The following is a 26243-nucleotide window of genomic DNA, read 5'->3' on the forward strand; positions in this document are numbered from 1 at the left end:
AAACTGGAAAACTGGCATGTTTGGAAAACGCGGAAACGAAGACGCTGGAAGGGGTATTGGCATCGGGCAGGTGAGTGCGCCTGCGCCAATTCTTGCGCCTGTCATGCCGAAACCCGAAAAAATCGAAACGCTCGAGCCGGTAATCTCCCGTCAGCAGGTTCCGACGCCACCACTCCAGGCGAATTCTCAACCGCCTCAGCGCAAAAAAATGGCGCGCACCGAAGAGTACTATAAGACCAAAGGGCAGGTGTTCTCCGCCCTTATCGACACGATCGATCTTTCGCAGCTTTCCAAGCTGGATAATGAAAGCGCCCGCGACGAAATTCGCGATATCGTCAACGATATCATCACCATCAAAAATTTCGCCATGTCGATTTCCGAGCAGGAAGAACTGCTTGAGGATATCTGCAACGACGTTCTCGGTTATGGTCCACTGGAGCCCCTTCTGGCACGTGATGATATCGCCGATATCATGGTCAACGGTTCCGGTCAGACATTTATCGAAGTGGATGGTAAAACCATTGAATCGGAAGTGCGCTTCCGCGATAACACGCAGCTTCTCTCCATTTGCCAGCGTATCGTGAGCCAGGTTGGCCGTCGCGTCGATGAAGCAAGCCCGATATGCGATGCCCGTCTGCCTGACGGTTCGCGTGTCAACGTTATTGCTCCGCCTCTGGCGATTGATGGACCCGCGCTCACCATCCGTAAGTTCAAGAAGGACAAGCTGACGCTTGACCAACTGGTGCGGTTTGGTGCGATCACCCCAGAAGGTGCCGCAGTTTTGCAGATCATCGGTCGGGTGCGCTGTAACGTGGTTATATCAGGTGGTACGGGTTCGGGTAAAACGACACTGCTCAACTGCCTGACCAGCTACATCGACAAACATGAGCGGGTGATCACTTGCGAGGATACCGCGGAACTGCAATTGCAGCAGCCGCATGTGGTGCGATTGGAAACCCGTCCGCCAAATATTGAAGGCGAAGGCGAGATCACCATGCGTGACCTGGTCAAGAACTGCCTTCGTATGCGCCCAGAACGTATCATCGTCGGCGAAGTGCGCGGACCAGAGGTTTTCGACCTGTTGCAGGCGATGAACACCGGTCATGACGGTTCCATGGGAACGATCCACTCCAACTCACCACGAGAGTGCCTCAGCCGCATGGAATCGATGATTGCGATGGGCGGGTTTACTTTGCCTGCGAAAACGGTGCGTGAAATCATCGCTGGCTCCGTTGATATTGTCATTCAGGCAACCCGCCTCCGGGATGGTTCGCGCCGTATCACCCACATCACCGAAGTGATCGGCATGGAAGGCGATGTGATCATCACCCAGGATCTCGTGCGGTACGAGATCGAAGGCGAAGATGCGCAAGGTAGGCTGATTGGTCGCCATGTCTCGACCGGCATCGGCAAGCCGCATTTCTGGGACCGTGCGCGCTACTATAACGAGGAACGCCGTTTGGCGGCGGCCCTTGATGAGATGGAAAAGAAATCGCAATAGGATTTGAGCGATAAATGGCTGGAAATGGGCTGACGATATTTATGCTTGTTGCGCTGGTCGGCATCTCTGCCGCCGCCCTTGCCTATGCGTTTCTTTTCCAGCGCATTGAGGTTGAAAACAAGACCGCAACCCGTGTTAACCGCGTCAAATCGGCTGAAACGGACCGCGTTAAAATAAAGGCTGCCCGTGATAGGGTTCAGGAACTGAGCAAACGGAGAAAATCCGTTCAGGACAACCTGAAGGACCTCGAAAAGCGACAGCAGGAAAAAACCAAAAAGAACCGTGATGTCACCCTGAAGGGCAAGATCACGCAGGCCGGCTTAACCATTACCATTGGCAAATTTTACATGCTGAGCGCTGTGCTCGGTTTGGTTATCTTTTTGCTCACTCTTATCTCGGGCTTGCCGTTTTTGATCGTTCTGGCCATTTCTTTCGTCGGCGGCCTAGGGTTGCCGCGCTGGATATTGGGTTTTCTTGTCGGACGCCGGCAACGCAAGTTTCTGGATGAATTTCCAAACTCGCTTGATGTGATGTGCCGATCCATCAAATCCGGTCTGCCGCTGAATGACGCTGTTCGTTTGATTGCTGCCGATGGACAGGAACCGGTGAAAACCGAGTTCCAGCGCATTCTTGATGCGCAGCAAGTTGGGCTGAGTATTCCCGAAGCGGCGACCCGCATGACGCTGACCATGCCACTTTCCGAAGTGAACTTTTTTGCCACGGTCATCACCATTCAGGCGCAGGCCGGTGGTAACCTTTCAGAGGCGCTGTCCAACCTTGCAAAGGTGCTGCGTGAGCGTAAAAAAATGAAGGCTAAGGTCAGTGCGTTGTCGATGGAAGCAAAAGCCTCCGCTGTCATCATTGGCGCTTTGCCGTTCATTGTGGCCTTTCTCGTCTACATGACCTCGCCCGACTACATCATGCACTTGTTTACCGATCCTCGAGGTCACATCATCCTCGGCGTGTCTGGTGTTTGGATGTCAATTGGCATCCTTGTGATGCGCAACATGATCAATTTCGATATTTGAGGGTGGCAGCGCATGTCTGAGGAACTCGCAAAAAGCCTGACCAATCCGACGATGATCATCGCGCTGCTTGTTGCGCTGGCCGTATTTGCAACTTTCTACACGCTTGTCATTCCCTATTTTGAAAAGGGTGATCTCAACAAGCGCATGAAGGCTGTGTCCACGGAACGCGATCAGATTCGCAGCCGTGAACGTGAGCGCATGCAAGCGGAGCTAAGCAACAAGGGCTCACTACGCACCTCCAACAACAAGTCAGCGCGCAAGATCGTGGAACGCTTCAACCTTCGCGAAGCCCTTGTTGATGAAAACACCATGAACAAGCTGCGGGCGGCAGGTTATCGCTCACAGAATGCGCTCAACACGTTCCTTGCTGCCCGTTTTATTCTGCCATTCGTATTTCTGGTCCTTGCTATCCTCTGGGTTTTTGGACTTGGGAACCTGGCAGAAAAAGCGATGCCGATACGTATTCTGGTGGTGATCGTTGTGGCGTATATCGGTTTCTATGCGCCAAACATCTACATCTCCAACCAAATGAAAAAGCGTCAGCATTCCATCAAACGTGCTTGGCCAGACGCACTCGATCTGATGTTGATCTGCGTTGAATCTGGTATTTCGATGGAAGCAGCCATGCGGCGTGTGGCGGAAGAAATGGCAGACCAGTCACCGGAACTTGCGGAAGAAATGGTGCTGACAACGGCTGAATTGTCGTTTCTTCAGGATCGACGCACGGCGCTTGAAAACCTTGGCATCCGTACACAGCTCGATATCGTCAAGAGCGTTACGCAAGCCCTAATTCAGGCAGAACGCTATGGTACGCCGCTGGCGCAGGCACTGCGTGTCTTGGCACAGGAAGGTCGAGACGAGCGTATGAACGAGGCAGAAAAAAAGGCTGCCGCCTTGCCGCCAAAGCTCACCGTGCCGATGATCTTGTTTTTTCTGCCAGTGCTTATCGCGGTTATTCTCGGGCCTGCAGGCATTCAGGTCGCCGATCGCTTCTAATTGGTTTTACCGATCAGGCACTGCAATTCAATTGCGTGAGAGTGGCGGTTGGTTCGCGTGTTCCATAGTGCGCTATAGTATTTTTTCATTGTTATTGTTTGATTTTTTGCGTCGTCATATACAGCTGTCGGCGCCTTCCAGCCATTTTCCAAGATCTTAAAAACAGAACAAAGTCGCTCAACCTCGGCCTTGACAGATTGCCAATGCGGCATAATGCTAAGATGTCAGACCAATTAATAGGTCGTCGGGGAAGAAAGAGTGAAGCTGAAACAGGAGAGGCCGCCAATCGCGCCACTGCCACCGATCGATCGTGTGGCACAGGTTACCAGTGCATTGTCGGACTATATTGATAGAGCCAGCCTCAAGACAGGTGACCGTTTACCTGCCGAACGCGAGCTGATGGCAGCTCTCGCGGTTGGCCGCTCGACCATCCGCGAAATGATCCGGCATTTTCAGGCGCTCGGCGTGATGGAAACCCGTAAAGGCAGCGGTACCTATCTGTTAAAGCCCGTCACCACCGCGACGATTCATATGCCGCTATCCCTTGAGACGGTAAATCTGCGCGACATCCTGCTGCAGACGCTCGAAGTGCGGCGCGGCATAGAGGTCGAAGCCAGCATGGTAGCAGCCCGCCGTCGTACCGCTGAAGATGTCGCCAACATCGAACAAAAACTTAATGAAATGGAGCGGGTGCATATCGAAAAAGGCACCTCCGGTCGCCAGGACCTCGAGTTTCATCTTGCCATCTATGATGCCACCCACAACCCGCTTTTCCGCCAGTTGCTGGAACAGATGCGGGAGGCTTTCGAGCAGTTTTGGGATCAGCCATTTGACCGCCCGGACTTTGCAAGGCGCTCATTCCCATTCCATCGCACGCTATTTAACGCCATCGCCGCCCAGGATACCGAGGCGGCACGGCGCGAAACACTCAAGATTCTCGACATCGTCGAGGAAGATATCAAGGAAATGTCCAAATGAATGATGTAGCCGGCACGTTCGATCTTGCATCACAGATCGTGGCCCATGACGAAACAAATGCTTTTGAAGCCGTTGTGCCGCCGATCGTGCAGACGTCGCTGTTCACCTTCTCCAGCTACGACGAGATGGTCTCGACCTATCGCGGCGAAAAATCCCGTCCGGTCTATACCCGTGGTCTGAACCCGACGGTCCGGGCATTTGAGGAAATGCTGGCCAAGCTGGAGGGTGCGGAAGACGCCATCGGGTTTGCCAGCGGCATGTCGGCCATTTCTTCGACTGTCCTGTCATTCGTAGAGCCGGGTGACCGCATTGTTGCCGTGCGCCACGTCTACCCGGACGCATTCCGTCTGTTTGGCACGTTGCTGAAGCGCATGAAGGTTGAGGTCACCTATGTGGATGGCCGCGACGAAGAGGCTGTTGCCAAGGCCCTCCCCGGTGCAAAGCTGTTCTACATGGAAAGCCCGACAAGCTGGGTCATGGAAGCACATGATGTTGGCGCACTGGCAGCAATCGCCCGCAAACACGGCATCATCAGCGTCATCGACAACAGTTGGGCCAGCCCGATCTTCCAGCAGCCATTAAAGTTGGGTGTCGATATCGTCTTGCATTCGGCCTCCAAATATCTGGGTGGTCACAGCGACGTGGTTGCCGGTGTTGTTGCCGGTTCGAAGGAGCTGATTGGCCGCATTCGTGGCGAAGCCTACCCGTATCTCGGCGGCAAGCTGTCGCCATTTGATGCCTGGTTGTTGATCCGCGGTATGCGCACGCTGCCAATTCGTATGAAGGCGCATGAGCAATCGGCTTTGGCGATTGCCCGCAAGCTTCAGGAACTCGATGTTGTGGAAACCGTCTGCCATCCGGCATTGGCCAATCGCCTGCCGACCGGTCTTAACGGCACGTCGGGCCTGTTTTCATTCATTTTCCGGGAAGGCGTGAATGTGCGCGCTTTTGCGGATCAGCTTAAATTTTTCAAGCTCGGCGTCAGCTGGGGCGGTCACGAAAGCCTGATCGTTCCCGGTGAGGTGGTGCTGGAACAAAAAGCGCAGCCAAATTCGGCTCAGACCTTCGGCATCAGCGCGCGTTCGGTGCGTCTGCATGTCGGTCTTGAGGGGACGGATGCGCTTTGGGGAGATCTGGAAGCGGCCATCGCTGCTGCTACCTGATGGAGTAACGACAACCAACGAAACCCAACAATAGGGGGAACTGGAATGATGAAGAAGCTGCTGACCGCTGCGGTTTTTGCCTCGATGATGGCAGGCACGGCACTTGCGGACACGACATTGAAGCTGGTGGAGGTTATTACCAGCCCAGAACGTACCGAAACCTTGAAGTCTATCGTTGCCAAGTTTGAGGCAGCGAACCCTGGCACCAAGGTTGAGATCATTTCGCTTCCTTGGGGGGAGGCCTTCCAGAAATTCGCGACCATGGTATCGGCCGGTGAAGTCCCTGACGTCATCGAAATGCCGGATACATGGCTGTCGCTTTATGCCAACAATGGCATGCTCGAAAGCCTTGAGCCATATCTCGCAAAGTGGGAGCATACAGACGGTCTGACATCGCGTGCGCTTGAACTTGGCCGCGACGTGAAAGACACGGCCTACATGTTGCCATACGGCTTCTATCTGCGCGCCATGTTCTACAACAAAAAGCTTCTGTCGGAAGCGGGCGTGACCGAGCCGCCAAAGACCATGGACGAGTTCACAGAGGCCTCGAAAAAGATTTCAGCTCTGCCCGGTAAATACGGTTATTGCCTTCGTGGTGGTCCCGGTGGCCTGAACGGCTGGATCATGTTCGGCGCCTCCATGGCCGGCTCCAACAAGTTCTTCAATGAAGACGGCACCTCGACGATGAACAGCGAAGGCTGGGTCAAGGGTCTGACTTGGCTGATCGATCTCTACAAGAACGGTTATGCACCGAAGGACAGCGTCAATTGGGGCTTCAACGAAATCGTTGCCGGCTTCTATACCGGCACTTGCGCCTTCCTTGACCAGGATCCTGATGCCCTCATCGCGATCGCTGAGCGCATGAAGTCGGAAGACTACGGTATCATGACCATGCCGAAGGGTCCTGATGGTAAGACCTTCCCGACAATCGGTTTTGCCGGTTGGTCGATGATGGCCTCGTCCAAGGACAAGGATCTTTCCTGGAAGCTGATTGAGACGCTCGAAGGCCCAGAAGGCAACATCGAGTGGAACAAGAAGACAGGCGCTCTTCCGGTTCACAAGTCGGCTGAAAAAGATCCGTTCTACGCAAGCGAGCAGTTCAAGGGCTGGTTTGCCGAGCTGGAAGACAAGAACGCCGTTCCGACAACCATGCCGACCTATCTCGAAGAATTTGCGTTCTTCAAGGATTCGCTGGTTATCAAGACCTCGCAGGAAGCTCTTTTGGGTGACATCACCCCGGAAGATCTGGCCAACCAGTGGGCCGACTACCTGACGAAGGCGCAGCAGAAGCACCTCGCCAAGAAGTAATACAAAGTGCGGTGCGGGACTTCATGTCCCGCACTGCAACTCGCTGGCCGGAATGTTCTGCGCCAGCCCAAGAAAATAGCGGCAGTGCAGCGCGCCTGCCAAAAGGCCAGAACAGGATTGCCTTCCATGAATAACACTGCCCTTCCGCACACGCGGCGCCAGGACAGACGACCGTTTCTGCAGCGGCTGGCGCATAAGAGTGAGCCCTGGCTCTACAGCGCGCCATCGCTCATCCTGATTGCCGCCGTCATGCTGGTGCCGCTGGCACTCGGCCTGTCCTATGCGTTTCGGGATGTGCAGCTTCTCAACCCGTTTTCCGGTGGCTTTATCGGTATTGAACACTTCAAAACGCTGTCGCAGGATCAGGCCTTTTACCGAGCGTTGAAAAATACGCTGTGGTGGACTGGCGCCTCGGTGTTTCTGCAGTTCTTGTTCGGCCTTATTCTGGCGTTGCTATTGGACAAACCCTTTTATGGCCGTGGTCTTGTACAGGCGCTGGTGTTTTTGCCTTGGGCGGTGCCGACATTTCTGGCTGGCCTCAACTGGGCATGGCTATTCAATCCTTTGATTGGTCCGCTGCCGCACTGGCTATATGCTCTCGGCATTCTGGATGCGCCAAACAACATCCTTTCCGACCCTCAGCTGGCAATGTGGGGACCGATCGTCGCCAATATCTGGTGGGGCATTCCGTTTTTTGCCATCACGCTTCTAGCTGCCTTGCAGGCTATCCCGCGTGATATTTATGAAGCCGCCGAAATTGATGGCGCAGGTCCTGTACAGCGCTTCATGTCGATTACCCTGCCGTTTCTGGCACCGACCATTGCCATCACCGTGCTGCTGAGAACCGTGTGGATTTCTAACTTCGCAGATCTCATCATTGTCATGACCAACGGTGGCCCGGCAGACCGCACGCAGATCGTCGCCAGCTATATCTTCACGCAAGCCTTCAAGCGGCTGGATTTTGGTTACGCCTCGGCGATTGCGCTGGTGTTGTTGGTGCTGCTCCTGGCCTATTCGATGCTGATTATCCTGTTGCGCCAATCACTGCTGAAGAAGGATTGATCCCATGAGAGCCAGTAAAGTTATCTCCATCGGCGCTCATCGTATTGCGATCCTGCTTTATGTCATCGTTGCGCTGTTCCCGTTGTTCTGGTTGTTGAAGGTGTCGGTCACGCCAAATGACCTGCTCTACAGCGAGGGCGTGCGCATGTGGCCATCGCGCATGACATTCGACCATTTCAGCTTCGTTATCGCCCACAGCGCCTTTCCGGTGTTCTTCAAGAACAGCCTGATCGTTGCCGGGTCGACAGCCGTCGTGGTGACGATCCTTGCATCGCTGTCCGGTTACGCTTTGTCACGTTTCGACTTCAAGGCGAAATACTGGATTGTCGGCCTGATGTTGCTGACGCAGATGTTTCCGCTGGTCATGCTGGTTGCGCCGATCTTCAAGATGTTGTCGCCACTTGGTCTGACCAACAGTCTGACCGGACTTGTCGTGGTCTACACCGCGTTCAACGTGCCGTTTGCAACCTTCCTGATGCAGTCCTTCTTCGACGGAATTCCGAAGGATCTGGAAGAGGCGGCAATGATTGATGGCGCCAGCCGTTTTGTTGCTTTCCGGCAGATCATTCTGCCCCTGACGCTTCCCGGCGTGGCGGCAACCCTCGGCTTCGTGTTTACCGCAGCGTGGAGTGAACTTCTGTTCGCCCTGATGCTGATCTCTGGCAATGACGCGGCGACATTCCCGGTCGGCCTTCTTACCTTCGTTTCAAAATTCTCGGTGGACTTCGGACAGATGATGGCAGCGGGCGTTCTTGCGCTTATTCCTGCCTGCGTCTTCTTCCTGCTGATCCAGCGTTACCTTGTTCAAGGCCTCACCGCCGGTGCGGTGAAAGGCTAGGAGCTCTATTATGGCATCTATTGATATTCAAAATGTTCGCAAAACCTATGGCAACTATCCGGTGCTGCATGGGGTCGATCTGGAAATTCAGGACGGGGAATTTATCGTTCTCGTCGGTCCGTCCGGCTGCGGCAAGTCCACTCTGCTGCGCATGATTGCCGGCCTGGAAGACATTTCGTCTGGCGATATCCACATTGAGGGAAACCGGGTCAACGATGTTGCACCGAAGAACCGCGACATCGCCATGGTGTTCCAGTCCTATGCGCTTTATCCACATATGTCGGTTGCCGACAATATGAGCTACAGTCTGCGCCTGCGCAAAACAGCCAAGGAAAAGATTGCCTCTGCCGTAAGCGGTGCGGCGTCCAAGCTTGGTCTTGAACCTTTCCTGGAACGACGTCCAAAAGCCCTTTCCGGTGGCCAGCGCCAGCGCGTTGCCATGGGCCGTGCCATTGTGCGGCAGCCCAAGGCGTTTTTGTTTGACGAACCACTTTCCAACCTTGATGCCCGTCTGCGTGAGCAGATGCGCGCTGAAATCAAGAAAATGCACGCCGACCTGAAAGCCACATCGATCTACGTGACCCACGATCAGATCGAAGCGATGACACTGGCCGATCGTATCGTTGCCATGAATGGTGGCGTGGTGCAGCAGGTTGGTACGCCGCTTGAACTTTACGACACTCCGGCAAACCTCTTCGTTGCCGGCTTTATCGGTTCTCCGGGCATGAACTTCCTGACCGGAACCTATGTCGCCAAGGATGGCACCCATGGTGTGCGCCTTGCCGATGACATGGTGATGAAACTGGCAAAGCCGGTGAAGCTGGAAGAGGGGACATCCGTGACACTCGGCATTCGGCCGGAACACGTCACAATGGTCGAAACCGGTGGCATTGAAGCCAATGTGGATCTGATCGAGCCAACTGGTTTTGGCATCATCATCCATCTGTCGCTGCACGGCCTGCCGTTCAAAATCTTTACGCTGGATCGTGCTGCCCTGTCAGCTGGTCCAAAAATCCGGGTCGATTTCCCGGGCCAGCATCTGCATGTATTCGACAAGGATGGTGTTCGCGCCATCAGCCTCGACGCTTGAAACAAAAAGGGCTTCCCGTGCATTGATCGGGAAGCCCTTGATCTCAGCGACTGCTGGATTTCTTATCAGCCGGGAACACGCTCCATTGCCGCATGCCAGTGGCGTTTGTAATCACCAACTTCCAGCCTTCCTGCAACAATTTCGCGACTGTCTTGTGTGGTTGGTGATGGTCCCGTTAGCAGGGCTGCGCCAGCGCTGGTGCCCGTGGAGCCCCCAATAGCAATCACATCCGTATTGGCAAAACTGGAGAGCGCCTTGAGGTAAAGGGTGTTTTTCGCAAATGGTCCTTCAACAAGGATCGGCCCCTTGCGACCAATCAGGCTCAGGCTGACGTCTGTCATTAGCGCGAGATAAAGCGCTGCCGCTGCATGCCGCTCAGCACTGTTGGCGTCCTTGTCGGCAACCCACCGTGCATCCTCATTCGGAAACGGACCAGACCCTTTGACCACGCTTGGCAACAACATCATGCCACGTGTCAGGACTGCGGGTAACGCGGCTTCAATCTCTACGGCCGATACAGTGCCGAACTGCTGGCTCAGCATTTCATATTCACGGCCGCCCATGAAACGTGATGACGGAACGGGGCGGGCATAGGCATCGACATTGGTCAACGTATCACGTGTTGGGTCGAGCCGATCGAGCGTACCGCCAATTGCAAAATTCACGACCCATGTGCCGGTGGAAACAACAGAGAAATTGCCCTGCCGTTTTAAAAGATGCGGTAGCAATGAAGCGTTGGAATCGTGAATGCCGCAATAAACCGGTATGTCTGACGACAGGCCAATCTCAGAAGCAATCTTTGGTTTGACCGGTCCCAGAACATCAAAAGCGGAACGGACCGGCGCCATCAGCGAGCGAATGTCCAGCGTATCGACGAGGGATGAAAAGGTGTTGGCACCCGGGTTCCACAAGTCCGTATGGCAACCAAGCGACGTCACTTCAGTGGCCAAAACGCCGGTCAGACGTGCCGCCCAATATTGTGCGTAGGTGACAATGCTGCGAACCGGTGCAAACGCCTCGGGAAAAGCGGTTTTCTGATAGTGGATCTGCGCACCGAGATTAAGCCCGATGGACTGCGGTGGAGAACCGGTCTCCGCGAAGGCTGGGCGCAGGCGGGCATAATCCTGCCGGATCTCCGCCGGATATTCATGTTCATAATCCAGAACAGGCATCGTCAGATCGCCGTTCCCGTCCAGCAAAGCTGCCGAAGCACCATGGGTGGTAATCGATATGGCATCGAAGCCAGGTTTAATGGCGAATGTCTTGAGGCTTGCGAGGATGAATTGCCAGAGCGCATCAATGTCGTAATGCGGATAAAGCCCGCTTTTGATGACGGTATTGGGCCGGCGTTCAACCGCAATTTCGGCACCACTCGCCGTATCAAGGACAACCACTTTGGCGTTGGTCTTGCCGATATCGATAACGACGACGTGGCGGAATGGAGTAGCATTGGTCATTTCAGATGAAACACCGTCACAAGATCGGTCGCGATGGGTGAATTATCAGGATTGCTTTCCATGATATCGGCCATATGGGCCCACCACTTCTTCATCACAGGATGATCGGGCAGCGCCGCCATGCCGTGATTTTTCGAGCGGGTCAGCACACCAAACAAGATATTGGTCTCATGATCGAGATGGATGGAATAGTCGCTTACCCCCGCCTCCCGAAGAAGCGTCACCAGTTCGGGCCAAATCTCATCATGGCGTTTTTTGTATTCCGCTTCCATTCCGGGAAACAGCTTCATCTTGAAAGCGTGTTTTTCAAGCTCTGACATTGGTTACCTCATGGTCCGAATGCGGCGAACGATGATCGGAAGGGCAATGGTGCTGATCAAAAGCAAACCGACGAAGATCGACATGACAATGCCAGGCACGTTCAAAAGCCCAAGCCCGAATGTCACAAGGCCCATCACGAAGGCCGCAATAACGACGCCGCCGATCGTGCCGGAGCCGCCGAGAATGGAAACACCGCCAAGCACCACCATTGTGACCACTTCCAGCTCCCAACCTTGTGCAATCGAAGGACGGGTGGACCCGAGACGGGATGTCAGACATACGGCAGCAATGCCACTCATCAATCCGGTCAACAGAAACAGGATGAATTTCACGCGCTCGACCGGGATGCCGGAAAAGCGTGCGGCAAAGGGGTTGGTGCCGATGACGAAGACCTGGCGACCGAAATTCGTGGCATGCAGAAGGATGGCGAAAATGACAGCCATCACGATGAACAAAACGAATTCGAAGGAAATCACCCAGAACACGTAACCCTGTCCGAAATAGGCGAAATCTGCCGGGTATTTGCCATAAGCCTGGTCACCCAGCACCATGTAGGAAATACCACGAAACAGGCTCATGGTGCCGATGGTGACAACGATGGAAGGCAGTTTCAGTCCGGCCACCAGAAAGCCGTTGAATGCGCCACAGAGAAGGCCCGTGCCAATACCGATGGCGACCAGGCCCGGCGTGCCAACGCCCATTTGTACTGCATAACCCATGGCGGTGGAGGCAAGTGCAATGATGGCGGCAACCGAAAGATCGATCTCACCCGCAATGATCAATAACGCCATCGCAAAGGCAATCATCGCCTTTTCAGTGAAATTGAAGGTGGCGTCCGACAAGTTCCAGGCATCAAGGAAATAGGGCGATGCAAAGGAGTTGGCGACGAAGATCAGGATGGCCACACCCAGCAGCAGTACTTCCCAACTGGCCATGATGCGCTTGAAAGGTGTGCCGAGCTTGTCCGGAATGACGCGTGCAGGCGTGTTTTCTGTTTGCGAGACACTCATGCCGCAGCCTCCTTAGCTGTGTCTTTTGCGGCCTGATCCCGCAGGATGATGCGGCCCTTCTTGGCTTCGGCGCGGGCATTGAAAACGACCGCAAGGACGATAACGATGCCGGAAATCGCCATTTGGGCGAAAGGAGAAATGCCAATCACCGGCAGGGCATTTTTGATGACACCAAGAAACAAGGCACCAAGAACGGCGCCGGCGACCGATCCAATACCCCCGGCAATAGAGATGCCGCCAATCACGTTCGCAGCGACGCTGTCGAGTTCAAAACCGGCGGCAATATCGACATAAGCGACGGCATAACGCGAGACCCATAGATAACCAGCCAGACCGGCCAGCGCGCCGGATAACACGAAGGCAAGGAACCGCGTCCGACCGACATCGATACCGGCGTAGATTGCGGCGTTGGGGTTGCCGCCCGATGCATAGGCAGAGCGGCCAAACGAGGTGCGTGTCAGAACCAGCCATGCTCCGGCGATAATAAACACCGCAATCCAGGACAGGACCGGAACACCAAGGATCGGCAGGCGCGGAATATTGAGGAAACTCGGCGACATCTGGTGTGCATTGACCCAGCCACCACCCGACAGCACAAAGGCCATGCCGCGATAGATGGTGAGTGTACCCAGTGTCACAACGATCGGTGGAATGCGCAGCGCCCAGACGAGAAAGCCGTTGATACCGCCAAGACACGCGCCAATACCAACAGCCATGGCAATGAGCAGCGGCAATGGCACACCGGGAAAAGCTGCATTGGTCATCGCCACGGCCATGCCGGTAAATGCAAGATTTGCGGCGACGGACAGATCGATTGATTTCGTCAGGATCACGCCCATCTGGCCAAGCGCCAGAATGATGAGAATGGACGTGTCGTTGAAGATATTGACGAGATTGGCCGGTTTTTCAAAACCGGAAGCGCGCATCGAAAAGCCAATGATCATCAGGATGATGATGCCGGCCAGCAAAATTTCGCGGTTTTTTAAAAGTCGCTGCATCGTCAATTTCCTACATATTGCCAGTTGCGGCGCGCACCAGCGCTTCCGGCGAAAATTCGGCACGCTCAAACATGCCGGCCATCAGGCCTTCACGCATCACCAGCGCGCGATCGGACATCCCAAGAATTTCCGGCAGTTCCGATGAGATCATGATGATGGACAGGCCTTCTGCGGCCAGTTCGCTGATGAAACCGTGCACGGCGGCTTTGGAGCCGATATCGATACCCTTGGTCGGTTCATCAAGAATGATCACTTTGGGCTGTGTTGCCAGCCATTTGCCAATAACAACCTTCTGCTGGTTGCCGCCGGACAGCGTGCCAACCGGAACTGAAAGCGCCGCGGCACGCAGATCAAGTCGCGTGGCATATTTGCGCGCCAGCGCGAACTCGTTGGCCGCTGCCAGAAAACCCTTGCGGGACGTGCGCGCCAAAGAAGGTAGCGACATGTTCTGATAAATAGGCATGTCGAGCGCCAGACCGTGGCGCCCACGTTCCTCTGGAACATAAACGATGCCAGCACCAATCGCGTCGCCGGGAGAATGTATCTGGATATCCTGGCCGTTGAGCGACAAGGTGCCGGACGCCGGTCTGGTGATACCAAACAGCGATTGGCAGAGTTCAGAACGTCCTGCACCGATCAAGCCGTAAAGGCCGAGAATTTCACCCTTGCGCAGATCGAAGGAGATGTCTCGGAACTCGGTATCGTGGCAATAGTTTTTGACCGACAGCACAGTGGCACCAATATTGACGGCCTGTTTGGGGAACGCATCCTTGACGTCACGACCTACCATCAGGCGAACGATGTTTTCCTGTGGTGTGTCGGCAAGCTGGCCAGCGCCTACCATTTTACCGTCGCGGAACACGGCGTAATTTTCGGCAATTTCATACACTTCATCAAACTTGTGGCTGATGAACAGGATCGCCTTGCCTTGCCTTTTCAGGTTTTCAACGATGCGAAACAGATCGTCAATTTCCTTGCGGGATAGTGCGGCGGTCGGCTCATCCATAATGACGATGCGTGCTTCGACCGACAGCGCACGGGCAATCGCCACCAGGTGGCGCTGGGCAATGGACAGGTCTTTCAACCGGATCGAAGGGTCGATGGTGCTCTCAAGCTTTTCGAGCAAAACCCGCGCACGGTTGTTGATGGTTTTCCAGTCTATCAGACCGAAGCGGCCTTTCGGCGCGTGCCCAAGAAAGATGTTTTCGCCAACGGAAAGTTCGTCAAACAGCACGGTTTCCTGATGGATGGCTGTGACGCCCATATCGATGGCATCCTGCGCACTTTGAAACTGCACGGGTTGACCGTCGAGCAGGATTTCCCCTTCATTGGGCCGGTAAATGCCGGTCAGAATTTTCACCAGCGTCGATTTTCCAGCGCCGTTCTCACCGATCAAGGCGGTGACCTTGCCGGGATAAAGTGCGATATTGACGCCATCCAGCGCTTTTACGCCGGGAAATATCTGGCTGATGCCGCGCATCTCCAGAATGGGCGATTGGCTGGCGGAAGCCAACATGTCTGGTGCAGTGGGTTCAGCCATTTTTTCAATTGCCATGGTCATTGTCACGAATCCGGGTGCTCATGATTGAGCCGAAAGCGCACCTCACACCCGACGTCACTCTTCAGGCTGGATCCGGGGATCCAACCACGTGGACGAAGTCGATCCATCTCAGATGGCGATGACGTTGAGTATGCAGTTGCGGTCTAAGGTCCCGACGGCTTTCGCCGTCGGGATAGGCTGTCGCAGATTAGAAAATCTTCGAGAACTCATCGATGTTTGACGAGTTGTAGATGAACGGTTCCGACATTGCGGCTTCGCTATTTTCGCCAACCTTGATCTTGCCCATGCGGCCGGCTTCGATTTCCGAGCCCGGCTTGCCGTCTGCGTCACCCTTGACGAGGTGATAGGCAATCTGTGTTGCGGAGTAGCCAAGATCGATCGGGTTCCAGATCGCAAATTCCTTGGTGGCGCCAGACTTGATCGCGCCGGCCATTTCGGACGGAAGGCCAAGGCCGGTTACGTAAACCTGGCCGATCTTGCCGGCATCCTTGACGGCCTGTGAGGCTGCGAGAACGCCAACGGTGGTTGGTGCCACGATAACCTTCACATTTGGCTGCGAGGTCAACAGGCCCTGTGCTTCACGGTAGCTCTTGTCGGCAAGGTCGTCGCCATAAACCGTTGTGACGAGGTTGAGGCCCGGGAAGTCGCCCAGCTGCTTCTTCATTTCCTCGATCCAGATATTCTGGTTCGTGGATGTGGTGGTAGCGGACAGAATGGCGAAGTCGCCCTTGCCACCTTCAAGGTGGGCTGCTGCCAGCTGCAGGCACATCTTGCCAATCAGCGCGTTGGAAGACGGGTTCAGCTGAAGAATACGGCCTTCCGGTGCCACACCGCTGTCCCAGGAGATAACCTTGATACCACGCTGTGCAGCTTTCTTCAGGGCTGGAACGACAGCGTCCGGGTCGTTTGCAGAGATTGCGATGGCGTCAACGCCCTGTGCGATCAGTGAATTGATCACTTCGATCTGGCCTTCTGCCGTGGTCGAGGTTGGGCCGGTATAGATGATTTCAACGCCGCCAAGTTCCTTGGCCGCTTCCTGTGCACCCTTGTTGGCAGCTTCAAAGAAGCCGTTGCCGAGCGATTTAACGACCAGCGCGATCTTCATGTCGGCAGCCTGTGCCGTCGTGCTCAAACCGGCTCCGATGCCGGCGACGCCCATGGCGACACCCAGCATCAAAGCGCGGGACAATGTTCTACGTGTAAGTTTCATGCCTTTTCCTCCCAGTTGAAAACTTGAACCCTCCCGTCAGCGCTCCTCAAGCAACCGACGTGGAACCTCTTTTATCGGGCGGCACATCGGCCACCGCGCTCGCCGATGCACCGGCGACAATCAATTTTATGCCCGCATCCTCCACCATGCGTGCCGCGTCGTCGGGCACGCCTTCGTCGGTAATGATGGTAGAGACATTTTCCAGCGAACAGAGAATGAGACTGGAGCGTTTGCGGAACTTGCTGGAATCGATCATCACGATCAATTCTTCCGCCTGCCGCATCAGCTTCTGTTCACTTTGAATAACCAGCGCGTCCGATTCCATGATGCCGAGTGCGCCCACACCCTGAGCACCTATGAAGATACGGCGTGCGTAAAAATTGCGGATTGCATCATTGTCAAACGGCGAAAGGATCAGGCTCTGGTCGCGGTAGATCGCGCCGCCGGGAACGCTGACATTGCACTTGGAATGTTTGACGAGATGTTCAGCGATCGCAAATGAATTGGTCATGACCTGCAGACGACGCGCCGACATGTAATGCACCATCTGGAACGTCGTTGTACCGCCATTGATGATGATTGCATCGCCATCGTCGCACAAATCGACCGCTTTGCGCGCAATTGCGCGCTTTTTATCGATGTTGACTGATTCGGAAACGCGGAATGGTCGCGCGGCCAGATTTCCCAACTGTGGCGGGTGCACCGCTTCGGCTCCACCGCGCACCCGGCGCAACTTACCCTGCACATGAAGGGACGCAATGTCCCTACGGATGGTTGCTTCGGAAGCATCCGTCAGTTCGGCAATATCCTGCACCGTCACCACAGGCTTCTCCTGTATGGCGCTCAAGATAATGCGATGGCGTTCGCTTTCGTGCATTGGGGTCCTCCTGATTGGCAATTATTCGCAAACTCTTTACGTTGTCAATCAAGATCGATCAAATTAATCAATGGTGCGTCGCACAATGAAAAATTATGATCGTTTTTGATTGACATTGCGGTTTTGATTGCGCGATATCTGCACCCAACGGGAGGCGGACCGTGTTTGGTTCGCGAACGAAACACTAGGGAGGAAGACATGACGGGCCAAACCCGCCTTCTCGAAAATCGCTGGGATGATGCTTACGCCGCAAAACTCGATGAGCCCGGCAAGCTTCTGTACCGCTCCAACCTGTTGGGCGGTGACAAGCGTATTACCAATTATGGCGGCGGCAATACGTCCGCCAAGGTGCTGGAAACTGATCCTCTAACCGGCGAAAAAGTTCGTGTCATGTGGGTGAAGGGATCTGGCGGTGACGTCGGTACTATCAAGCTCGATGGCTTTGCTACCCTTTACATGGACAAACTTGAAGCGTTGAAGGGTATCTACAAGGGTGTGGAAGACGAAGACCGCATGGTCGGCTTCCTTCCGCATTGCACGTTCAACCTCAATCCGCGTGCCGCCTCCATCGACACGCCTTTGCATGGTTTTGTGCCGTTCGATCATGTCGATCACATGCACCCGGATGCCATCATTGCCATTGCCGCAGCGAAGAACTCCAAAGAACTGACACAGCAGATTTTTGGTGCGGACATTGGCTGGCTTCCATGGCGCCGCCCGGGCTTCCAGCTTGGTCTCGACCTCGAAGCTTTCGTCAAGGCAAACCCGAATGCAAAGGGCGTTGTGCTGGAAAGCCACGGCCTGTTCACCTGGGATAACGATGCCAAGACGTGCTATGAGCTGACTCTGGCCATCATCAACAAGGCCATTGAATGGTTTGCTGCCCAGACAGAAGGCAAGACAATCTTTGGTGGGGCCGTTGCAAAAAGCCTGGCCGTTGAAGAACGTCGCGCCATTGCCGCCCGTCTTATGCCGGAAATCCGTGGCCGTATCGGCCGTGATGAGCGCAAGCTCGGTCATTTCGATGATCAGGATGCTGTTCTCGAATTCGTCAATTCGCAAAGCCTCAAGCCACTCGGCGCCTTGGGCACATCCTGCCCGGATCACTTCCTGCGCACCAAAATTCGCCCGCTCATTCTGGATCTCGATACGTCAAATCCTGACGTCGATGGTCTTCTGGCCGGTCTGGACAAGGCACTGGAAGACTACCGCGCCGATTACACGCGTTATTACGAGACCTGCAAACACGACAATTCACCCAAAATGCGTGACCCGAACCCGGTCATTTTCCTGATTCCGGGCGTCGGCATGTTCTCCTTTGCCAAGGACAAGGCAACGGCGCGTATCGCCGGTGAATTCTACGTCAACGCCATCAATGTGATGCGCGGCGCCTCGACGGTTTCCGAATATCAAGGACTACCGGAGCAGGAAGCGTTCGATATCGAATACTGGCTGCTCGAAGAAGCAAAACTTCAGCGCATGCCAAAACCAAAGAGCCTTGCAGGCAAGGTGGCTTTCGTCACCGGCGGTGCGGGTGGTATCGGCCGTGCCACCGCAGAGCGTCTGGCAGGTGAAGGTGCCTGCGTTGTGCTGGCGGATATTGATGAGACAGCTCTTGCCAGTGCAAAGGGTGATTTTGAAAAGCGCTTTGGCGCAGATACCGTGCGCAGTGTCAAACTTGACGTGACCAAGGAAGACGGCGTGATTGCGTCGTTTATCGAAGCCAGTGTTGAATTTGGTGGCGTCGATATTCTGGTGTCCAATGCCGGTATTGCCTCATCCGCACCGGTTGAAGAAACCACGCTTGCCATGTGGAGCAAGAATATCGACATCCTGGCGACCGGTTATTTCCTCGTGTCGCGGGAAGCGTTCAAACTGTTCCGTCGACAGAATATCGGTGGCAACATCGTATTCGTGGCCTCCAAAAACGGTCTTGCCTCGTCGCCAAACGCCTCTGCCTATTGCACGGCCAAGGCTGCTGAGATCCATCTGGCGCGTTGCCTTGCACTTGAGGGTGCAGATGCCGGCATTCGCGTTAACACCGTTAATCCGGATGCGGTTCTGCGTGGGTCAAAAATCTGGAACGGCGAATGGCGTGAACAGCGTGCGGCTTCCTCCAAGATCGAGGTCACGGATCTGGAAGAACATTACCGCAAGCGCTCGATGCTGAAGCTGAATGTGTTCCCGGAAGATATTGCGGAAGCGATTTACTTCCTGGCTTCGGATGCTTCAGCAAAATCTACCGGCAATATCATCAATGTCGATGCCGGAAATGCACAAAGCTTCACCCGCTAGTACGAAACGCTTTCACCCTCGGTCCCTTAAGGCCGGGGGTGATGTCGCTACTTTCGCAGGATAACCCAGATGGCATGGATAATGCCGGGCACATATCCACATAGCGTGAGAAGAATATTCAGCCAGAAATGCAAGCCAATGCCGACCTGCAAGAACACGCCGACCGGCGGCAGGATGATGGCGAGAAGAATGCGAATAACGTCCACGATTAAACCTTTGGTTTTTGAAATATCCGGACTGTTGAAACGCGATTGACGGCTATTGGTTCAATAGGCCGGGGAGGAAAAGATGACAGATACGAAAATTGCTGCTGATGTGATCGAGGCGGAAAATGCCAAACACGCTGCGGCATTGAAGGACGATTATGCAGCCCTTGGTGCCCAGCTGGCACGCCGTGGTGTTAATATCGAAAACGTCACGAAAAAGGTGTCGGAGTTTTTTGTCGCCGTCCCTTCCTGGGGTGTTGGCACCGGCGGCACCCGTTTTGCCCGTTTTCCGGGACAGGGTGAACCACGCGGCATTTTCGACAAGTTGGATGACTGCTCGGTGATCAATGAACTGACCCGTGCTACGCCGAATGTCTCGCTGCATATTCCGTGGGACAAGGAAGACCCAAAGCGCCTCAAAGCTCACGCTGATGCATTGGGTCTTGGTTTCGATGCCATGAATTCGAATACTTTCTCGGATGCGCCGGATCAGGCCCGCTCTTACAAATACGGCTCGCTCAGCCACACCGATGCGGCGACCCGCCAGCAGGCCGTCGATCACAACATCGAATGTATCGAAATCGGCAACGCGCTAGGCTCCAAGGCGCTGACAGTCTGGGTTGGTGATGGCTCGAACTTCCCCGGCCAGAGCAATTTCACCAAGAGTTTCGAGCGTTATCTCAGCGGTATGGCGGATATCTACAAGGCGCTGCCGGATGACTGGCGCATCTTCTCCGAGCACAAGATGTATGAGCCGGCCTTCTATTCCACCGTCGTGCAGGACTGGGGTACCAACTACCTCATCGCCAACACGCTCGGCGAAAAAGCCTATTGCCTTGTGGACCTTGGTCACCATGCGCCCAACACCAATATCGAGATGATTGTCGCCCGACTTATCCAGTTCGGTAAACTCGGCGGCTTCCATTTCAACGACAGCAAATACGGTGACGACGATCTTGATGCGGGCTCCATTGAGCCGTACCGTCTGTTCCTGGTGTTCAATGAATTGGTGGATGCAGACTATCGCGGCGTGAAGGGTTTCCACCCCGCTCACATGATCGACCAGTCGCACAACGTCACGGACCCCATTGAAAGCCTGATTTCCAGCGCCAACGAAATTCGTCGCGCCTATGCACAGGCATTGCTGGTCGACCGCAAGGCATTGGAAGGGTATCAGCAGGACAATGATGCGCTGATGGCATCTGATGCATTGAAGCGTGCTTATCGCACTGATGTCGAGCCGATCCTGGCGGAAGCCCGCCGCCGTGCCGGTGGTGCGATTGATCCGGTTTCGACCTATCGTGCCAGTGGTTACCGCGCAAAAATTGCCGCTGAACGGCCGGCCTCCAAGGCCGGAAGCGGTGGCATTATCTAAAAATAACAGACCATGAATTGACCCAAGGCAGTCTCTAACGGATTGCCTTGGGCCTATCAGCGCTCGTTACGTCGCCATTTCATCAGCGCGGATTACCCGGCATCCACGATGCTCCAAGCCAGTGAGCGTGGCTTTTTCGGCTTTGGCCGTGGCGATAATCCCATCGATATTCTTGAGTTCGGTGATCTCGAAGGCGGAGACTGCGCCAATTTTCTCGGATGAGGCGAGGATATAGGCGGCGCCAGATATCGAGATAATGAACCGTTTGACCTCCGCCTCCTCGCTGTCGCCCGTCGTGATGCCCTGATCCGGGTGCAGGCCGGTGGCGCCAATAAAACAGATGTCGGGGCGATAACGCGATAACCACGCCAGAGTGGCCGCGCCGACTGTAACTACGGAGTGCCGAAACAGACGGCCACCAACAATTTCGACGGTGATGTTGTCATGGTTCATCAGTTCCAGCGCAACATTCAGGCTGTGCGTGATGACTGTCGCCCGCAAATCCGGTGCAAGGTTCCGGGCAATGTGCAGGGCGGTGGTGCCGCCATCCAGAAACACCAGTTGGCCCGGTTCGATCATCCTTGCCGCATGTCTGCCAATTTCTGCCTTCTCATCATTGGCAATCGTCACACGATTTGCAAAAGGCGCGACCGCTGGAGAAAGCGGCACCGCGCCGCCATGCACGCGTTTTAACTGCCCATCTTTTGCCAGCTCGCGCAAATCTCTGCGGATGGTGTCCTCGGACACGCCCATCGCTTTGCTTGCATCCGTTGCAACCACGCTACCTGTCTGTGCCAGTAGACGCAGCAGATGGGCTTTTCGTTCTTGTACCAACATTCAATTCAATCCTTGACTCTGCACGAGTTTGCACGAAAATGCAGGAATTGCAAAGAGGTGACGTTATGAGTGATAGTATTTTTCGGCCGATATCAGAGCGCGTTCTGGCGAGTGATTGGGGGCGATTGACCAAATATGAATATCAACTTCGGCTGAGGGACGGCAGTTGGCAACGCCAGCAACGGGAAGCCTATGATCGAGGCAATGGCGCAACCTGCCTGTTGTACAATTCGGCAACGGGTTCTGTTTTGCTGACCCGCCAGTTTCGCCTGCCTGTTTTTCTAAATGGCGGTTTGGAGACGCTGATCGAAGCGCCTGCTGGCCTGCTTGAGGGAGCCGAACCGGCCGTGCGAATGCGGGAAGAATTGATCGAGGAGACCGGTTATGACGTGTCGGCGCTCACCCACCTGTTTGATGTCTATATGAGCCCCGGCTCTGTCACAGAATATCTGGCGTTTTTTATTGGCGAATATTCAGAAAAGCAGAAGGTCGGTGATGGTGGCGGATCCGCAGACGAGGGCGAAGACATCGATGTCATGCAAGTGAGCTTGTCGAACGCCATGACGATGATTTCCAGCGGTGAAATCCGCGATGCCAAGACAATCATTCTGTTGCAGCATCTGGCGATCCGTCTTCTGCAGGAAGAGCGTGCCGCCTGAGGAAGGGTTGGCTTCGCCGCTTAAATGCGGGAAACGTAGACAACAAAAAGGCCGCATTAGCGGCCTTTTCGGTGACTTGGATGTTTGATCAGGCTCGGCGACGTTCGCTGACAGGCTGGTAAGCCATCTTTGCGTGGAACTTGCAGTAAGGCGAAGAATCCTGGGAGTCACAACCACAGAAGTGGAAGTCTTCCGCCATTGGATCGCCAACTGGCCACTTGCAGGTGCGTTCGGTCAATTCCGTCAGGCTGAGGCGACGCGAAATTGGAACAACAACGTTGCTGGCTGGTGCAAACTCGAGAACTTCACCGCTTTCGACTTCAATCTCTTCCTTGATGAGATTGGCGCCTGAAGCGCGGGTTACCGTGCGGGTAACAACGCGCGAAGCGTAGTTCGGAGCGCGCGGAGCAGATGTCGTGCGCTTGGTTTGTGTGCGGGCGGAGGTTGCTGTGCCGCCAGCCTTTGCGCGGCCCGGCAGGCTAAGGCGGTGAACCTTGCCAATAACAGCGTTACGACTTACGCCGCCAAGCTGAGTGGCAATCTGGCTCGCACTCAGTCCTTCGGACCACAGTTTCTTGAGTTTTTCGACGCGTTCGTCTGTCCAGTTCATGCCGCTCTCCGCTGTTCGCGTGTTGTAGGCAGAATCCGTCACCCTTGCCGCGGCAAGCCGCGAACACGCCCTAACAGGTATTTTGTGGTGACTAGTTCCGCCGCTTGCAGTCTAGTAATTGCCTATTAACCTAGTGTGAGGCTGACTCCGTGACAAGAGTCGAGGGAATCATCGCGAATCGATTTTCCGGTTTTCCCCAACTTGCTGCGAAAATGCGGCAGTCCTGAAGCGTCGCCAAAAGAATTATCTGCGGTTGAACGGGATCTAAAAATACCGGAAAGTACCGGAAAACGCTGACTTTTGTTGACAGCGCAGGGTGAAGTGATGATAGTGCCGGTGCCGCCGCAAGGCGGCATTTTTGATTTTCAGGCGTTGGATAACCTGCCGCGCCGCTTGACAAACGATTTTAAGCGCAAGATGCGCGAAGGAGTGATACTGCCATGGCCGAAGCCGCGCCATTGTTCGATACTTTTTCCAGAGCCCCGCTTCGGTTCGAGCGAGGCGAGGGCGTATGGCTCATTACGGAGAGTGGCGAGCGATATCTCGATTTCGCGGCGGGCGTTGCAGTAAACTCGCTCGGCCATGCCCATCCTCATCTGGTGGAAGCCATCAAGGCGCAGGCTGAAAAGGTCTGGCACCTCTCCAACCTGTATGAAATTCCCGGCCAGGAAAAGCTTGCCAAGCGCCTGACCGATGCCACATTCGCCGACAAGGCATTTTTCACCAACTCCGGTGCTGAAGCGCTGGAATGCGCCATTAAAACGGCGCGCCGTTACCACTATTCCAAGGGTCATCCGGAAAAATTCCGTATCGTGACTTTTGAAGGCGCGTTCCACGGCCGCACGCTGGCCACTATCGCAGCCGGTGGACAGGCAAAATATCTCGAAGGTTTTGGCCCGAAGGTCGAAGGTTTCGATCAGGTGCCGTTTGGCGATCTTGAAGCCTTGAAGGCAGTGATCACATCGGAAACCGCAGCCCTGCTGATCGAGCCGGTGCAGGGTGAAGGCGGCATTCGTATCGTTCCACCAGAATTCATGCGCACGCTGCGTGATCTGTGTGATGAGCATGGCCTTCTGCTGATCCTTGATGAAGTCCAGACTGGCGTTGGTCGTACTGGCAAACTTTTCGGTTACGAATGGACCGGTGTCACGCCTGATATCATGGCGGTTGCCAAGGGTATCGGTGGTGGCTTCCCGCTCGGCGCCTGCCTGGCAACGGCAGAGGCTGCCTCCGGCATGACCGCTGGTACACATGGCACGACCTATGGCGGCAATCCGCTTGCCATGGCTGTCGGCAACGCCGTGTTGGATATTGTTCTGGCTGATGGTTTCCTGGATCATGTCCGCGACATCACGCTGATATTCCGCCAGGGGTTGGCATCCTTGCAGGACCGTTTCCCAGATGTCATCGAAGAAATTCGCGGCGAAGGGCTTCTTCTCGGCATCAAGCCGAAAATGCCGTCCTCGGAACTCTTGCATGCCATGCGCACGGAACATGTTCTGGGCGTGCCGGCTGGCGACAACGTCATCCGTCTTCTTCCGCCACTGGTCGTGACGGCAGATGAGGCAAGAGAAGGGCTGCGTCGTATCGAAAACGCAGCAATCGCACTTTCGGCATCACTAAAGGCAAAAAGCGCCTGAATGGGTAAGAAGCAGGCGGCCCGGGGCAGCTTGCGGAAATAGGGTAAAAAGAATGGCATCTCCAAAGCATTTTCTGGATCTTTCGGCTGTTTCAAGCGGCGATCTGCGCTCAATTCTCGATGACGCACGAGCACGCAAAGGTGCAACGAAAGCCGGTACGGCTGACAAGCCGCTGGACGGTAAAATGCTGGCGATGATTTTCGAAAAGCCGTCCACGCGCACCCGCGTGTCGTTTGATGTCGGCATGCGCCAGCTCGGCGGCGAAACCCTGTTCCTGTCCGGCACGGAAATGCAGCTCGGCCGCGCTGAAACCATTGGCGATACCGCCAAGGTTCTGTCGCGTTACGTTGACGCCATCATGATCCGTACCACAGATCATAACCGTCTGCTGGAGCTGGCCGAGCACGCAACCGTGCCTGTCATCAACGGCCTGACAGACGACACCCACCCTTGCCAGATTATGGCGGATATCCTGACGTTTGAAGAGCATCGTGGTCCGGTCAAAGGAAAAACTATCGCCTGGACTGGCGATGGCAACAACGTTCTGCATTCGCTGGTCGAAGGTTCGGCCCGTTTTGGTTACCGCATGAACATGGCGGTGCCGATGGGCTCTGAGCCGCATGACAAGTTCCTGAACTGGGCGCGCAACAATGGTGGCGACATCATGCTGTGCCATGACGCAGAGCGTGCTGTTGCAGATGCTGATTGTGTGGTGACCGATACCTGGGTGTCGATGAACCAGGAACACAAGGCACGCGGTCACAACATCTTCCAGCCTTACCAGGTCAATGGTGCGTTGATGCAAAAGGCCAACAAGGAAGCGCTGTTCATGCACTGCCTGCCGGCTCACCGTGGTGAAGAAGTGACCGACGAGGTTATCGACGGACCGCAGTCCGTTGTGTTTGACGAGGCGGAAAACCGCCTGCATGCCCAGAAGTCCATCATTGCATGGTGCATGGGTCTTGTCTGATCACAAGGCCTGAAAGGGTCTTGATCTTTTATTGCTGACTTCCCATCTGGGTGTCTTCGAAGCGCGCAAGCTTTGCCATCACGGCAGGACTTGCGCGTTTTACTGCATGGATTCTCAAACTCAGTATGGTTTTGCGGCAAAACATGCAGCTTTGAAAAGGTTCAACAGCGCTCTCAATGCGGCTTTGTTAAAAAGCACGGCACTGTCGTGACCTTTCCAGATGCAGCATTTTCACTCCGAAAATGCAAAAAAC

General features: G+C 54.9%; 24 protein-coding genes. 14 read left to right on the top strand and 10 right to left on the bottom strand.

All coding sequences use genetic code 11. The features are described from left to right. The first annotated feature begins 16 nt into the window (after positions 1–16). From PYL13_RS02790 to PYL13_RS02830, 9 genes are all read left to right on the top strand, one after another. Entirely contained in the window at positions 17–1501 is a 1485-nt protein-coding gene (locus PYL13_RS02790; RefSeq protein ID WP_192486765.1) for a CpaF family protein, read from the top strand. A gap of 14 nt (positions 1502–1515) precedes the next feature. Continuing rightward, positions 1516–2529, top strand: a complete 1014-nt coding sequence (locus PYL13_RS02795; RefSeq protein ID WP_192486766.1) for a type II secretion system F family protein — start codon at positions 1516–1518, stop codon at positions 2527–2529. 12 nt (positions 2530–2541) lie between these two features. Continuing rightward, positions 2542–3525, top strand: coding sequence for a type II secretion system F family protein (locus tag PYL13_RS02800; protein WP_192486767.1), 984 nt, complete (start codon positions 2542–2544; stop codon positions 3523–3525). 258 nt (positions 3526–3783) lie between these two features. Then, positions 3784–4503: a FadR/GntR family transcriptional regulator gene (locus tag PYL13_RS02805; protein ID WP_250983394.1), complete on the top strand. Its 720-nt coding sequence runs from the start codon at positions 3784–3786 to the stop codon at positions 4501–4503. Beyond that, entirely contained in the window at positions 4500–5666 is a 1167-nt protein-coding gene (locus PYL13_RS02810; protein ID WP_250983395.1) for a PLP-dependent transferase, read from the top strand. Before PYL13_RS02805 ends, PYL13_RS02810 begins: the two co-directional genes overlap by 4 nt. 48 nt (positions 5667–5714) lie before the next feature. Next, positions 5715–6974, top strand: coding sequence for an ABC transporter substrate-binding protein (locus tag PYL13_RS02815; RefSeq protein WP_275641358.1), 1260 nt, complete (start codon positions 5715–5717; stop codon positions 6972–6974). Between the two features lie 126 nt (positions 6975–7100). Then, positions 7101–8036, top strand: coding sequence for a carbohydrate ABC transporter permease (locus PYL13_RS02820; protein ID WP_192486770.1), 936 nt, complete (start codon positions 7101–7103; stop codon positions 8034–8036). Between the two features lie 4 nt (positions 8037–8040). Beyond that, complete coding sequence (locus tag PYL13_RS02825; RefSeq protein WP_275640437.1) at positions 8041–8874, top strand: carbohydrate ABC transporter permease; 834 nt, start codon at positions 8041–8043, stop codon at positions 8872–8874. Between the two features lie 10 nt (positions 8875–8884). Further along, positions 8885–9964, top strand: coding sequence for an ABC transporter ATP-binding protein (locus PYL13_RS02830; protein ID WP_275640438.1), 1080 nt, complete (start codon positions 8885–8887; stop codon positions 9962–9964). Positions 9965–10029: 65 nt separating this feature from the next. Here PYL13_RS02830 and PYL13_RS02835 read toward each other — a convergent pair whose 3' ends face one another. The 7 genes from PYL13_RS02835 to PYL13_RS02865 all read right to left on the bottom strand — a co-directional run bounded on the left by PYL13_RS02835 (position 10030) and on the right by PYL13_RS02865 (position 17398). Beyond that, positions 10030–11421, bottom strand: coding sequence for an FGGY-family carbohydrate kinase (locus PYL13_RS02835; RefSeq protein ID WP_275640439.1), 1392 nt, complete (start codon positions 11419–11421; stop codon positions 10030–10032). Then, positions 11418–11741 (bottom strand): L-rhamnose mutarotase, encoded by a 324-nt coding sequence (gene rhaM, locus PYL13_RS02840; protein WP_250983398.1) that lies wholly within the window; start codon positions 11739–11741, stop codon positions 11418–11420. The genes PYL13_RS02835 and rhaM overlap by 4 nt, the downstream gene beginning before the upstream one ends. 3 nt (positions 11742–11744) lie before the next feature. Beyond that, positions 11745–12752 carry an ABC transporter permease gene (locus tag PYL13_RS02845; protein ID WP_275640440.1) on the bottom strand — a complete coding sequence of 336 codons (1008 nt, stop codon included), beginning with the start codon at positions 12750–12752 and terminating at the stop codon, positions 11745–11747. Beyond that, positions 12749–13750, bottom strand: coding sequence for an ABC transporter permease (locus PYL13_RS02850; RefSeq protein WP_275640441.1), 1002 nt, complete (start codon positions 13748–13750; stop codon positions 12749–12751). The genes PYL13_RS02845 and PYL13_RS02850 overlap by 4 nt, the downstream gene beginning before the upstream one ends. A gap of 10 nt (positions 13751–13760) precedes the next feature. Continuing rightward, positions 13761–15290: a sugar ABC transporter ATP-binding protein gene (locus PYL13_RS02855; protein WP_275641359.1), complete on the bottom strand. Its 1530-nt coding sequence runs from the start codon at positions 15288–15290 to the stop codon at positions 13761–13763. A gap of 208 nt (positions 15291–15498) precedes the next feature. Then, positions 15499–16521 carry a rhamnose ABC transporter substrate-binding protein gene (gene rhaS, locus PYL13_RS02860; RefSeq protein WP_192486777.1) on the bottom strand — a complete coding sequence of 341 codons (1023 nt, stop codon included), beginning with the start codon at positions 16519–16521 and terminating at the stop codon, positions 15499–15501. A gap of 46 nt (positions 16522–16567) precedes the next feature. Further along, positions 16568–17398 (bottom strand): DeoR/GlpR family DNA-binding transcription regulator, encoded by an 831-nt coding sequence (locus PYL13_RS02865; RefSeq protein WP_275640442.1) that lies wholly within the window; start codon positions 17396–17398, stop codon positions 16568–16570. Between the two features lie 198 nt (positions 17399–17596). On the opposite strand from PYL13_RS02865, the gene PYL13_RS02870 reads away from it, so the two are divergent. Then, a complete protein-coding gene (locus tag PYL13_RS02870; protein ID WP_275640443.1) occupies positions 17597–19693 on the top strand; it encodes a bifunctional rhamnulose-1-phosphate aldolase/short-chain dehydrogenase in 2097 nt (698 codons plus the stop codon). 47 nt (positions 19694–19740) lie between these two features. On the opposite strand, the gene PYL13_RS02875 is transcribed toward PYL13_RS02870, so the two are convergent. Further along, entirely contained in the window at positions 19741–19899 is a 159-nt protein-coding gene (locus tag PYL13_RS02875) for a YqaE/Pmp3 family membrane protein (RefSeq protein ID WP_148146741.1), read from the bottom strand. An 82-nt stretch (positions 19900–19981) separates the two neighbouring features. On the opposite strand from PYL13_RS02875, the gene rhaI reads away from it, so the two are divergent. After that, a complete protein-coding gene (gene rhaI / locus PYL13_RS02880; RefSeq protein WP_275640444.1) occupies positions 19982–21274 on the top strand; it encodes an L-rhamnose catabolism isomerase in 1293 nt (430 codons plus the stop codon). Between the two features lie 66 nt (positions 21275–21340). Here rhaI and PYL13_RS02885 read toward each other — a convergent pair whose 3' ends face one another. Further along, positions 21341–22111: a DeoR/GlpR family DNA-binding transcription regulator gene (locus PYL13_RS02885; protein WP_259147776.1), complete on the bottom strand. Its 771-nt coding sequence runs from the start codon at positions 22109–22111 to the stop codon at positions 21341–21343. Positions 22112–22176: 65 nt separating this feature from the next. On the opposite strand from PYL13_RS02885, the gene PYL13_RS02890 reads away from it, so the two are divergent. Then, positions 22177–22770 carry an NUDIX domain-containing protein gene (locus PYL13_RS02890; RefSeq protein WP_275640445.1) on the top strand — a complete coding sequence of 198 codons (594 nt, stop codon included), beginning with the start codon at positions 22177–22179 and terminating at the stop codon, positions 22768–22770. A gap of 88 nt (positions 22771–22858) precedes the next feature. Here the strand turns inward: PYL13_RS02890 and PYL13_RS02895 are convergent, their stop codons facing one another. Next, positions 22859–23380, bottom strand: a complete 522-nt coding sequence (locus PYL13_RS02895; RefSeq protein ID WP_192486783.1) for a GcrA family cell cycle regulator — start codon at positions 23378–23380, stop codon at positions 22859–22861. Positions 23381–23820: 440 nt separating this feature from the next. Here PYL13_RS02895 and PYL13_RS02900 point away from each other — a divergent pair, with 440 nt between their 5' ends. Both PYL13_RS02900 and argF read left to right on the top strand, forming a co-directional pair. Further along, on the top strand, positions 23821–25020 hold the full coding sequence (locus PYL13_RS02900; protein WP_250983405.1) for an aspartate aminotransferase family protein: 1200 nt from the start codon (positions 23821–23823) through the stop codon (positions 25018–25020). Between the two features lie 52 nt (positions 25021–25072). Further along, positions 25073–25990 (top strand): ornithine carbamoyltransferase, encoded by a 918-nt coding sequence (gene argF, locus PYL13_RS02905; protein ID WP_192486785.1) that lies wholly within the window; start codon positions 25073–25075, stop codon positions 25988–25990. Positions 25991–26243: the final 253 nt, after the last annotated feature.

The organism is Agrobacterium sp. Azo12, from assembly GCF_029193765.2.
Lineage (GTDB): Bacteria > Pseudomonadota > Alphaproteobacteria > Rhizobiales > Rhizobiaceae > Agrobacterium.

Bases quoted from the DNA above. Each gene is read 5' to 3' on its own strand.
- rhaM (WP_250983398.1), bottom strand. From the start codon at position 11,741: ATGTCAGAGCTTGAAAAACACGCTTTCAAGATGAAGCTGTTTCCCGGA.
- rhaI (WP_275640444.1), top strand. From the start codon at position 19,982: ATGACAGATACGAAAATTGCTGCTGATGTGATCGAGGCGGAAAATGCC.
- PYL13_RS02795 (WP_192486766.1), top strand. From the start codon at position 1,516: ATGGCTGGAAATGGGCTGACGATATTTATGCTTGTTGCGCTGGTCGGC.
- PYL13_RS02865 (WP_275640442.1), bottom strand. From the start codon at position 17,398: ATGCACGAAAGCGAACGCCATCGCATTATCTTGAGCGCCATACAGGAG.
- PYL13_RS02820 (WP_192486770.1), top strand. From the start codon at position 7,101: ATGAATAACACTGCCCTTCCGCACACGCGGCGCCAGGACAGACGACCG.
- PYL13_RS02830 (WP_275640438.1), top strand. From the start codon at position 8,885: ATGGCATCTATTGATATTCAAAATGTTCGCAAAACCTATGGCAACTAT.
- PYL13_RS02800 (WP_192486767.1), top strand. From the start codon at position 2,542: ATGTCTGAGGAACTCGCAAAAAGCCTGACCAATCCGACGATGATCATC.
- PYL13_RS02790 (WP_192486765.1), top strand. From the start codon at position 17: ATGTTTGGAAAACGCGGAAACGAAGACGCTGGAAGGGGTATTGGCATC.
- PYL13_RS02815 (WP_275641358.1), top strand. From the start codon at position 5,715: ATGAAGAAGCTGCTGACCGCTGCGGTTTTTGCCTCGATGATGGCAGGC.
- PYL13_RS02835 (WP_275640439.1), bottom strand. From the start codon at position 11,421: ATGACCAATGCTACTCCATTCCGCCACGTCGTCGTTATCGATATCGGC.
- PYL13_RS02890 (WP_275640445.1), top strand. From the start codon at position 22,177: ATGAGTGATAGTATTTTTCGGCCGATATCAGAGCGCGTTCTGGCGAGT.
- argF (WP_192486785.1), top strand. From the start codon at position 25,073: ATGGCATCTCCAAAGCATTTTCTGGATCTTTCGGCTGTTTCAAGCGGC.
- PYL13_RS02855 (WP_275641359.1), bottom strand. From the start codon at position 15,290: ATGGCTGAACCCACTGCACCAGACATGTTGGCTTCCGCCAGCCAATCG.
- PYL13_RS02895 (WP_192486783.1), bottom strand. From the start codon at position 23,380: ATGAACTGGACAGACGAACGCGTCGAAAAACTCAAGAAACTGTGGTCC.
- PYL13_RS02885 (WP_259147776.1), bottom strand. From the start codon at position 22,111: ATGTTGGTACAAGAACGAAAAGCCCATCTGCTGCGTCTACTGGCACAG.
- rhaS (WP_192486777.1), bottom strand. From the start codon at position 16,521: ATGAAACTTACACGTAGAACATTGTCCCGCGCTTTGATGCTGGGTGTC.
- PYL13_RS02845 (WP_275640440.1), bottom strand. From the start codon at position 12,752: ATGAGTGTCTCGCAAACAGAAAACACGCCTGCACGCGTCATTCCGGAC.
- PYL13_RS02810 (WP_250983395.1), top strand. From the start codon at position 4,500: ATGAATGATGTAGCCGGCACGTTCGATCTTGCATCACAGATCGTGGCC.
- PYL13_RS02870 (WP_275640443.1), top strand. From the start codon at position 17,597: ATGACGGGCCAAACCCGCCTTCTCGAAAATCGCTGGGATGATGCTTAC.
- PYL13_RS02850 (WP_275640441.1), bottom strand. From the start codon at position 13,750: ATGCAGCGACTTTTAAAAAACCGCGAAATTTTGCTGGCCGGCATCATC.
- PYL13_RS02825 (WP_275640437.1), top strand. From the start codon at position 8,041: ATGAGAGCCAGTAAAGTTATCTCCATCGGCGCTCATCGTATTGCGATC.
- PYL13_RS02900 (WP_250983405.1), top strand. From the start codon at position 23,821: ATGGCCGAAGCCGCGCCATTGTTCGATACTTTTTCCAGAGCCCCGCTT.